The 10,473-nt window shown below is 51.7% G+C and carries 6 protein-coding genes, 1 tRNA gene and 1 pseudogene; 2 read left to right on the forward strand and 6 right to left on the reverse strand.

Translation table 11 applies throughout. The features are described from left to right. Positions 1–29 precede the first annotated feature (29 nt). The gene (gene mlaA / locus FDX09_RS19110) at positions 30–785 is read right to left on the reverse strand and encodes a phospholipid-binding lipoprotein MlaA (RefSeq protein ID WP_038642393.1); all 756 of its coding nucleotides are present in this window, start codon (positions 783–785) and stop codon (positions 30–32) included. Between the two features lie 297 nt (positions 786–1,082). On the opposite strand from mlaA, the gene FDX09_RS19115 reads away from it, so the two are divergent. Both FDX09_RS19115 and FDX09_RS19120 read left to right on the forward strand, forming a co-directional pair. Beyond that, a complete protein-coding gene (locus tag FDX09_RS19115; RefSeq protein ID WP_137347730.1) occupies positions 1,083–2,015 on the forward strand; it encodes a formate/nitrite transporter family protein in 933 nt (310 codons plus the stop codon). A gap of 75 nt (positions 2,016–2,090) precedes the next feature. Next, a tRNA-Arg gene (locus FDX09_RS19120) sits at positions 2,091–2,162 on the forward strand. A gap of 431 nt (positions 2,163–2,593) precedes the next feature. Here the strand turns inward: FDX09_RS19120 and FDX09_RS19130 are convergent. The 5 genes and pseudogenes from FDX09_RS19130 to tssF all read right to left on the reverse strand — a co-directional run bounded on the left by FDX09_RS19130 (position 2,594) and on the right by tssF (position 10,412). Next, positions 2,594–3,121 (reverse strand): hypothetical protein, encoded by a 528-nt coding sequence (locus FDX09_RS19130; RefSeq protein ID WP_137347704.1) that lies wholly within the window; start codon positions 3,119–3,121, stop codon positions 2,594–2,596. Positions 3,122–4,815: 1,694 nt separating this feature from the next. After that, a pseudogene (vgrG, locus tag FDX09_RS19135) lies at positions 4,816–7,032 on the reverse strand (type VI secretion system tip protein VgrG); the annotation flags it as partial. Between the two features lie 4 nt (positions 7,033–7,036). After that, positions 7,037–7,561: a type VI secretion system lipoprotein TssJ gene (gene tssJ, locus FDX09_RS19140; protein WP_137347705.1), complete on the reverse strand. Its 525-nt coding sequence runs from the start codon at positions 7,559–7,561 to the stop codon at positions 7,037–7,039. A gap of 35 nt (positions 7,562–7,596) precedes the next feature. Next, positions 7,597–8,679, reverse strand: a complete 1,083-nt coding sequence (tssG, locus tag FDX09_RS19145; RefSeq protein WP_137347706.1) for a type VI secretion system baseplate subunit TssG — start codon at positions 8,677–8,679, stop codon at positions 7,597–7,599. Further along, positions 8,643–10,412 (reverse strand): type VI secretion system baseplate subunit TssF, encoded by a 1,770-nt coding sequence (tssF, locus tag FDX09_RS19150; protein WP_137347707.1) that lies wholly within the window; start codon positions 10,410–10,412, stop codon positions 8,643–8,645. Before tssF ends, tssG begins: the two co-directional genes overlap by 37 nt. Positions 10,413–10,473: the final 61 nt, after the last annotated feature.

Below are 10,473 nucleotides of genomic sequence, written 5' to 3' on the forward strand. Positions count from 1 at the left end.
TAGCTCACCTTTTTATTTGCCTCAATTCCTTACTCGGAATCAATATCTTTTAAATCATCCTGAATGGCTTTCGCGTTCGGGTTTTCTTCTGGTTTAAGTTTCCCGCCGTTCGCGATGAAGTCATGACGCTGGAAGTAGGCTTCACGTACCATGATGTAAGGATCGGAAGACTGACGCAGCAGACCGTCGGAATCAAGCAGCTGTGCGCGAGTTTCAATCCCTTCGACTGTCCATTTACCTATCGACAACGGCCAGGTCAGCCAGGACAGTACCGGATACAGCGTATCCACCATATCGCCACCATCATCGCGCAGCGTGAAGCTACCGTAGAACGGAAGCTGCATATACGGTCCGTAACCCACGTCATAGTGGCCTAACGTACTGCCAAAGCGGTGTGGTTCAACGCGCTGTAGCTTCGGATTCGCCATACCCGCCACATCGATAAAGCCGCCCATACCCAACAAGGTGTTCAGGAAGAAACGGGTAAAATGCACCATCCCCTGATAAGGATCGCCTTGCAGGAAATAGTTGACCATGACGGCCGGCTCTTCAAGGTTGCCCGTAAAGTTGCTCAAACCATTACGCGCCGGCTGCGGGACATAATCACGCCAGGCTACTGCTACCGGTCGAACAACATAGGGATCTAACACATTAAAGTTAAAGTTGTACATTGTGCGGTTGAACCCTTCAAATGGATCCGAACGCCCCTGCTGTTCAGTACCGGAGCTCGCACACCCCACCAAAAGTGTGGTTCCCAGCGCAAGCGCCGACAGGCGAAGCTTCATAAGTGTCTCCCTGTGTAATATGGCTATCGCTGATTGCCATCCATGACGGAACGATGACGTATCCGCCTGTTAAGATGTGAGCGATTGTAACAGCACGTCAAACGATGTCTATATACCCGGTCTTACTGATTTGATCATAGCCTGGTTATGCACACTACGCGGCGGTTCTATTTTAGCTAACCCGATAAAAACAAACGTTACCATTTTTGCTATCTCAGACTTTCTCCCGCTGATTTTCGGATAAAAACCGCTACGCTTTAGCAATACGTGCTTATGCAGGATTCGGCTATGAATGATATTGAGAATGAAAAAATTGATCGGCACAGCGACGAAATCCAGGTCGAAAGTGATGAAAAGTTAGAAGGTAAAAAGATAGAGGTCGATGAGGACAGACTCCCATCGCGCGCCATGGCGATTCATGAACATATCCGCCAGGATGGGGAGAAAGAGATGGAACGCGATGCGATGGCGCTGCTGTGGTCGGCCATCGCTGCCGGGCTGTCGATGGGCGCTTCGTTACTGGCAAAAGGGATTTTTCACGTGCAGTTAGAAAGCGTGCCAGGTGGATTTCTACTCGAGAACCTTGGTTATACCTTCGGGTTTATCATCGTCATCATGGCCCGCCAACAGCTTTTTACCGAAAATACCGTCACTGCCGTACTACCGGTTATGCAAAACCCCACCCTCGGCAATTTTGGTCTGCTAATGCGCCTGTGGGGTGTAGTTTTACTGGGTAATATTATCGGTACCGGCATTGCGGCGTGGGCCTTTGAATATATGCCGATTTTTGATGAAGAGACCCGCGACGCCTTTGTCAAAATCGGTATGGACGTGATGAAAAACAGCCCAACAGAGATGTTTTCTAACGCGATTATTTCTGGCTGGCTGATTGCTACAATGGTCTGGATGTTCCCTGCGGCCGGTGCGGCGAAGATTGTGGTCATTATTCTGATGACCTGGTTGATTGCGCTGGGCGATACCACGCATATCGTCGTCGGCTCGGTGGAAATTCTCTATCTGGTCTTTAATGGTACGCTGCACTGGAGTGATTTCTTCTGGCCCTTTGCGTTACCGACACTCGCCGGAAATATCTGCGGCGGTACGTTTATCTTTGCGCTGATGAGCCACGCGCAGATCCGCAATGATATGAGCAACAAACGCAAGGAAGAAGCCAGGCAGCAAGCAAAACGCGAAGAATCGAAACAAAAAAACCAGAAAAAACAGGCTTGAATGGTGACTGTTTGAGCAGTCAGGCGGCTTGAGACTTACCGTTGAGGGTAAAAAACGCTATACTCGTGCCGCTTCGTCCCCTTAGTTAAATGGATATAACGAGCCCCTCCTAAGGGCTAGTTGCAGGTTCGATTCCTGCAGGGGACAATCTGAGCGCTTATGTCCCCTGCTAAATAATCCTACGAACCCTGTACCACGCAAGGCTTAGAGCCGAAATCAGTATCCAACCATTTCCAGCCGATAGCTTTCGCAGCCACGAACAAAAGTATCTCTTTTCGTTACTCTCACACGGTCAGAACGTCGGGAGAGATATCTATGGCCTTAACTAATATTCAGATTAAAAATGCAGCTCCCGACGAGACGGACTACACCCTTTCAGATGGGTCAGGATTATTCATTATCATAAAACCTCAAGGTTCCAGGCTCTGACGCTTCCGTTACCGACAGGATCAACTGTTCTTTTTTGCTGACGATATAGCTCGGTAACTCCCCACGAAAACTGCTGGTAAGCAGTTCATAAAGAGAAGGTGAATTTCTGCGCATGCAGACTTCGTCTTTCTGTTATGGATATTATAAATTCATTTCATCCCATCAGCCGCAGAAGTAATGTGCGCCTCCTGTTCAAGACTTGCGATTAAAGAGGCCCATATTGCTGTAATATATTCATTTAGCATCGCATCATTTAATGGTTCTTCCGCACACTGGTTCTGAGCACAGAGATTCTCAATATAAAAGTCCAGTGAACGATAAAAATCTCCGACATTATATTCCAACGCAAATGCCAGCAGGTAACAGGCGCTAATCATTGCATATTGAGCAAATGTTCCTTCTTTAGCAGGGAAAGTGTCCGTATCAGGAACTCTCCTTATACAGGCATCCCGTAAATGGCATAAGGATGAAGCAGGCAATCCAGAAGCCGAAGCTAATTTCAACGCATTAATCATATTTTCATAAAACGGGAGAAGCTTCTCATCATAAATACCATCAAAGTGCGCGACACAATTACTTAGATCACGCAAAACTAAAACACCCAGCATTAACTTTCGGTGAAAATCGAGTTTCTCGATATCTTCAGCATACTTACCAAAATAGTGATTGCTATACATTTCAACTTCCTGACTATGTGATGATTCGTTAAGAGTAAGTTACCGTGTCGGCTTACAATAATAGCACTGAGAGACATTGCCTCTTTCTATTCTGGTAACGGGCGCCCTGTCGCGTTCCATGCACTGATAAAATCGTTAATATTAAAATCGATTTCTTCCTCTTCCAGCACATCCAGTATGTCATGGTAAGAATGTTGACTCATACCGGGTTCCTGAAGCCAGCGAAGTAATCCTTGCTGATTAAGGCCCTCCGATGCTACGCGAATTTCACTTCGCAATGAAGACTGCATGTGCGCACGCGTGGTGTGACTGAGCCCCTGCCGCAAAGTTGCTCGTTTACCTGAGGTCGTAGGCATGGCGTAGTCAGTATTCTTTTGTTTAGACTCTTTTATCCACTGACTTATCTTGGTTTTTGAAGTTTTGAGTTTGTTTGCAATTTCATTCTGGCTAATCCCCTCCAGGGACATTGCTAATGCCTTAGCTTTCCTTGGATCACCTGCTTTACGTTTTTTCTGTTTCTCCACCCAGATTTTATGTTCTGGCCATGAAACCATAGTACTTTTATTAACTCCGGTCTGCCTCCCAATATCGGTGAGAGATAAATCACCTTCGACTAAAAGGCGTCTTGCTTTGGCTACATTATTTGCTTTTATCGAAGATTCTGCCTTCATGGTTTTAGCGAACTGGCGTTCTTCCTCGGTATAAGACTTTCCGGTACGTTGGCCTTTGCTAAGTTTATGTGAAAAAGGCCGACTGGTGGTGACATGATGCTTCAGCATCTTATGCTCGCATTCAAGACAAACATCCCGGGAGGGTTCAATGTGTTTTATTTTGCTGACCTTATTAACCAAAACGGCCTCGGCATGCCCGGCATCTTCCACCACAGTGATACGATGACTACGTGCCCAGATTTTTAATTTCTGACAAACAGGATAGCTACTTGATGAAAGGTAATATTGATTGTTGTTATCCACCCCAATTGCTGTTGTTGTGCAGTCCCGAACAAAGGGATCCAGTTCGTCAATAGCAGAACTCAATAAGGCTTTCATTTTTATCTGAACAGATTGAACAGCATTACACTCCTTGCCGACCACCTGTTTTATTGTCGCAATTTTCTTCATCAGTACATTTTCTCTTTCAGAGACTGAGGCAGCAACATCATTTGTTTTTAAATTCTTAAGATCATGCTTCCAGTTATGCAATGTTCTTTCGGCAACCTGAGTCTCTTTTGCAATAGCTCTCACTGACCGCTTTTCAAGCAAGAGTTTCTTCGCTTTTTCTTTATCCTGTATCCTGGTTTCTTTTTGTTTCTCAGGCCTCCGGGCGCGATATTCGTCCATACGCCGCAAAGTGCCCGTTGGAATACCGGTTTTCCTTGATATCACGACAAGATCTTTATGGGTAACGATATCTTTATCACACATAAGTTGAGCGGCTTGTTGTCTCCCCTGGGTTTTCTCTGCTTTGGCCTGATTTTGTTCTTCTATAATTTTTCGGTAGATGGGCCATTTAGCGATACGGGAGCGAGGAATCCCGGTTTTCTGCTCAATAAGTCGGGCAGCTACGCTTAGTTTCACCAGACGTTCAGCCCACTGAGTATCGGTTTCTCCTGGTTTGCGTAATAACATGTCGCTGCTGATTTTTTCGTCCGATACTGCTGCTGGCAACGCTACTGGATGTTGCTCCAGAGTCGCGCTGCCAGCCGCCATCGTTTTTTTTACCTTACGCTGATAGGTTGCAGTCGTACCGTATTCAACCTTTCCAGCATCAAGCCGCAGGTAGCTACCGCCGCCAATTAATGTAATTCGCTTCTTCCCGGTAATGGAAATATCACTTGCCGAACCCAGAGTCAGCTTCTTCTCTGCAAACAAGCTCATGCTGGCGTTTTGCGCCTGTACTTCTACTGGCCCCTCGCCGGATTTCAGGCTCAGTTGTCCGCTCCGGGTAAACACCCCCAGCTTATCCTTGGCAAGCGCTGTCATATTGCCCATCGCTCCGACACTGATATCACCTCCTGCGTTGACAGCAACATTCTTCGCGGCTGTCATTTGCAGATGCTCCCCGCTGGTCAGAGTCACTCCTTCAGGCGCCGAGAAAAGCACGGCTTCATTGAGCGGTTTCAGTCGTTGCTCAAACATCTGTATCTGGTTGTCGATATCCGCCTTCAGGGACTGCGCCTGCTCTGCCGCCATTCCCAGCTGTTGCAAATGCTGATTAAGCTGACCGATTTCCTTCAGCGCGGCGTCCCTGTCCAGCGCGTCACCCTGCGCCTTTGCCTGTGCATCCGCACTGACAAACAGCCCCTTCCCGGCGCGTATCGTTCCCCACTCATCGGTACGCAGCTCAGCTCCTGTGCCGCGAAGTTGCCGCTGGCTGTCCACCAGGTGCCCGCTGTTGAGCTGCGTCCTGCCATACTCCGTGGCGAGCTTGATGTGCTCCTCTCCGCGCTTGTCTTCCATGCGTAATTTTGAGTTGGCCGGTGTCCGGAGGATGTTCCGGGTGTGATTGTCCCGGTTCACGAGGTCGGGATGTTCGGAGTCGTGCAGCGCATATGCTATGTACGGCAGGTCAATATCACCGTTGCTGTACGCTATCGCCACTTCTGTCCCGTCAGTGAGCGGCGTATGCCAGCCCAGCGTTTCACCGGCAGTCGGCTTCGCCATTCGCAGCCACAAATAGCCGTAACCTGGCTCCGTATTTTCACGGTCGAAGTCCAGCTTCACCCGATAGCGCCCCTGATCATCCATATGGGCGTAAATGTCATTTTTTTCCCGGCTTTCAATCCGGGCCGGAAGTGTGCCGTGAATTTCCGGACGCGGGATTTCCGCCGGGCGGAAACAGTAACGCTCAGTGTAAGGCATTCCCCAGACAGACACGTGCAGACGGGAATCACGAGCCCCCTCGAAGGTCACCAGGGTGAGGATCATACCTTCTTTCAGGTCGGCTATCACATTCCCCTGCGGCTCGAGTACCTGCCCAGGGGTGAGTTGGGCAGCGTTGCTGTACAGGTGGATGCGGGCTGATTTGTTGAGCTCCCGCTCGTGGTGGATGCGGGCATAAAAGGCGCCGGATTCGGTCTCCGGCTCCGGGCTGGTGTCATCACCCGCGTCACGGTAAGGCGCTGCGTAGCGGTAATGCTCCCCGGTGGTGACAGCATCACTGCGCACGCTGACCGCCGCATCCATCGGCGTGGAAGCCTTGCTGTAGTTGTAGTCACGTGTCTTGACCTTACCGGTGACCACTTTATGCGTAGTACGAAAATCCCATACCGACTCTTCGGCGCTGTCATTCAAACCGGACGGTTCGCTATAGGGCAGGCGCACACCAAACCGGTAGCCAAGCTGGCTGTCAGCAAAAACGTACGTATCCAATGCACGGGCGTTATCCATCTCCGTGCGCCAGTATATCCCTACCTCAGAAAGAATACGCTGGATGAACTGCAAATCGCTTTCCCGCCATTGAGTTATCAGACGCCTATCCGGGTAGCCTCGTTCCAGCTGAAACTCAAAATCGGCCCCTTCCAGCCCATGTTCGCGAAGCACCTGTTCTACCACCTCCGGTACCGACTGGAACCGAAACAGGCGACACTGCCGGGTTTCCGACAGCAACGCCAGGCGGGAACTGAGTGTGAGACTGTAGTGAGACTGGTCTTCTGAGGTGGAGAGCCATTCCAGGTGGGTCACTATTCCATGGACATTTTTACCGCCACGCATCAGCAACGTCGCATATTTCATCAGTACCTGTTCCGGGGGAATGTTCTCCTGCGGTGTGGTGAATGCAATCTCCCACGAAAACGGCTCGCTCAGAGCTTCCCTGCCGCGAAAACGCAGAACATCCGGCTTTACCGGGCTGTCATTGATCATCAGGATATAGCGGTTTTGTCCGTCAAATAGCGCTGGCCAGTTATCCATCACGTCACTCCTTTACCGGCACGAGGCTGAGCCAGCCATCACCCAGTTCAATCGTACGGGGTGTGTCCGGGTCGAGCTCGTCACGGGTCAGCACCAGGCGCCAGCGGTTCTCCTTCTGATCCGGTCGATTAAACAGCCCCACCACCGCCACGAAGTGAGCGTCTTCATCCATAGGCATATTGAGCGTCACGCTGCCTTTGGGCATTATCAGCAGCTCTTTCGCCGCCAGCACATCCTCTTTAAGTACCGTATCGGCCTGGCGCAGCAACGTCTGGTAATCGGCGGCTTCAACCGCTTTACGATCCCTGAGTTGATAGACTTGCACCATTGTCGCCAGCGGCGTCTGTGCGCCATCGGCGTTTACGGCCGTGCGCGGAGTAAAATCCAGATGCAGCGTTTTAATTTTCTTGTAGAAGATGGAATTCGTGATGCTGACCGTACCGTCCGTGACGGTCTGCGTCAGACCGCAGCCAGCGAGCAGGCTACAGGCAATAAGTGTCAGCGCCCGCCAGCGGGTTACTGTTGTCATTCAAAAGTTCCTTTTGTGAGAGAGGGAGTACGTAATTATTCGAAGCGGTAATGTCCGTCTTCAGCGGGCGGGAGCGCAGAACATTGCAACCCTTCATAGCAGCCCAGACTGACGGTGAGACTCTCCCGGCTATTGCTGAATTTGCCTGCTTTCAGGCCCAGCAAACCGGTACGGCCCAACTGGATACGCCTGCCTTTGCCAAGTCGCGGCTCAGGCAACAACCGCACGGGTACGGTGAGGCTCAGTCGGGCGTCGCTACGGTAGCCGAGATAGACACGCAGCAGGACCAGCAAATCGGTATGGAGGACACCTCCGGGTAACCAACCTTCCGCCTCATCCGGGTCCGCTGTCTCCAGCGTCACCAGCACACGACTACATGATTCCTTTGCCGTTTTACCCAGCGTGGCCCGCTGCGAAAGACGGACGCAGTTTTCGGTGCCCAGCCCACTGCGATTTTCGATATGGACCTTAACCGGATCGGGTTCGGTGATGAATGCCCGGGTATTCGGTGCCAGCAGGCTTACCAGGGCCCGGATACCTTCGGCATTGCGTGTGGGCAAACGCATGGTGCCCAGAAGGGCCAGGAAACGGGAAACCGGTGTCGCCACCTGTTCCGCCGTGCCTGGTATACCGAGTCCCACCAGCCCCAGCAGACACTGTGATGTGGCATCGCGGCCACCCGCCTCGAACGTCGCCGGATACGCGTATTTTCGCCAAATCCGGTAATACTGCGTGGTGATGCGGTGGCTGAAAATATCCAGAAATGAGGTGACCGCCTCGTGTCCTTCGCGGCGCTGCGCAATATCATCCAGCCAGAACGTCGGCAGAGGGGAGTCCACCCCATACATCCCGAGAAATGTCGTGCGGACCGTTGGGGGTAATGTCGGATGGTCTTCGTCGGTCTCCACCGCTTTGAGGGTACTGACCGGGAAACCCATACCAGGCCAGGGTCTGAATCGTACCGGATCATCGCCCGGATGGCTGGTGGCGCCCAGTTTTGGCGCGTCCGGATTTTCCTGTTCCAGCAACTGGCAGAAACGATAGAAATTGGCCCGCCAGATGTCTTTGTTAAGGGCCAGCGTCAGCCCGGTACGTGCTGGCTGTGATTCTCGCGCCATCTCAGTCGTTTCCCTGTCGGTTGCAGTACCAGCGTGAGCTGGTTAAAAAGGTGAATATCGGCATAGAGCGCGAAGAACCGGTGCAGCATCTCGCCGAAGAGGCTTACATCGCCCTCGCCTGCAAAATTATCCATGTTCAGCGTGACCTCTATGTCCACGCCCCGAAGCATAAAGCCCTTCTCAAAACGGCGGATCAGGGTGTGCTTCACGGCAACGATTGCTTCAAGCCGACGTCGGTTCATTTCATCGTCGGTCCAGTCATAGAGCGCCAGCGTGCCCCGCAGAACCTCCGGATTGTCCATCATGCTGAGGAAGTTTGAACCAAGGTGGCTCATCACCCGCCAGTGAAAACGGTCGTTTGCCGGGGGATATAGCGGCATCGTCGGTGCTGTGACGTTCAGTACTCTGACGGGCACTTTGCCGGTTTTGACCACTCTGTCCAGGAGCGTACTTTCCAGCGCTTTGCGCGGAAGCTGGCCGTTGGTGCCAGTTATTCGCATCGAGAGGGATTCTGATTTTTCGGACAGTTGCTCCAGCTCGAATGAACGTCCCCCGAGAATTAGCCAGGTGTCATACAGGCCAGAGGGGCCGCGTTTCACGCGGGTGTGGTAATAACGTTCAGGGGCATCGTGGCGCATCATACCGCCCCGGTGCCGGAAACTGGTGAACGGTACATAGGGGTGTTTACCATTCTTCACCGCACCGTGGATGTTATCGACGCTGTAAATCTCGGTGTGACCATCCTGAAGACGCAGCGGCCTGAGCAGGTATTCGTTATCCAGCGGATCAAGTGTCAGCGGATCAGCTTCGAGGGTAAAAAGATTGATGACCGGGGCACAGTGCAGCCGGAAGTTTTCTGTCTCAAAAGGCAGATCGGATGACCAGGCTTCACTGAGCACAATGTCGATTTCAAACCAGGTGCTGGCCGCAGTGAGCCCGATGGCGTCGAGGCCACGCAGCTCAACGAACATAAACTTTGGACGGAAGCTGAAATATTCAAGCAGCAGTTGGTAACCACTGAAGGCAGTATCGGCTTTCTTCCACAGGCCATCATTGTCATCAAAACCCATGGGTTTGCACCAGCCATCAAACTGATAACGTTCAGTATACGTCCCGGCATGACGGGCATACATTGCATGTACACGCCGGGTCATTGCCAGATGCAGCGCAGAACTAACGGGACTCTCTGCGTTAAGAAAAATGGCGACGTTGTCTACCCCGGCTTTACTCCAGTCCACTTTTTCAGGGCATTCGAAGCGCAGACGGATAGCAGAGCGGCCATCGGTTTCAGTATGGAGGCGAGCATCTGCAAGGTGCAGCGGTTGTAGCGGCACATCGCGGGTCGTCCGGTACTGACAGGCGGTTCTATGCGGCCCGACAGGACGTGACAAAACGGAGAAGCCTTCCGCCAGCATTTCAACCTGACGCAGACTACGCCAGTCAGGAGAGAACTCGACGATGGCCAGCGACGGGATAGTCCGCATATAATGCGGCCACAGCAGACTTACCAGCCCTTCGGTCATTTCCGGCAGATCATCATCCAGCTTTTCACGCAGACGGCCTATCAGGAAGGCAAAGCCTTCAAATAGACGTTCCACATAGGGATCGCGGGCGCCGGGTTTATCCAGATTAAGCATTGCTGCCCGATCCGGATGGGCTCGGGCAAACTCTTTACCCGCCTCACGCAGGTAACGCATCTCTGCTTCGTAATAGCGCAGGGTCAAATCATCCATGCACGGCATTCCTGAAAATTTTTAAATAGAAAATTAGCCACAGAGCACCATGGCACGGGTC

Origin of the sequence: Citrobacter sp. wls717, assembly GCF_005280955.1 — a bacterium.
GTDB lineage: Bacteria > Pseudomonadota > Gammaproteobacteria > Enterobacterales > Enterobacteriaceae > Citrobacter > Citrobacter werkmanii.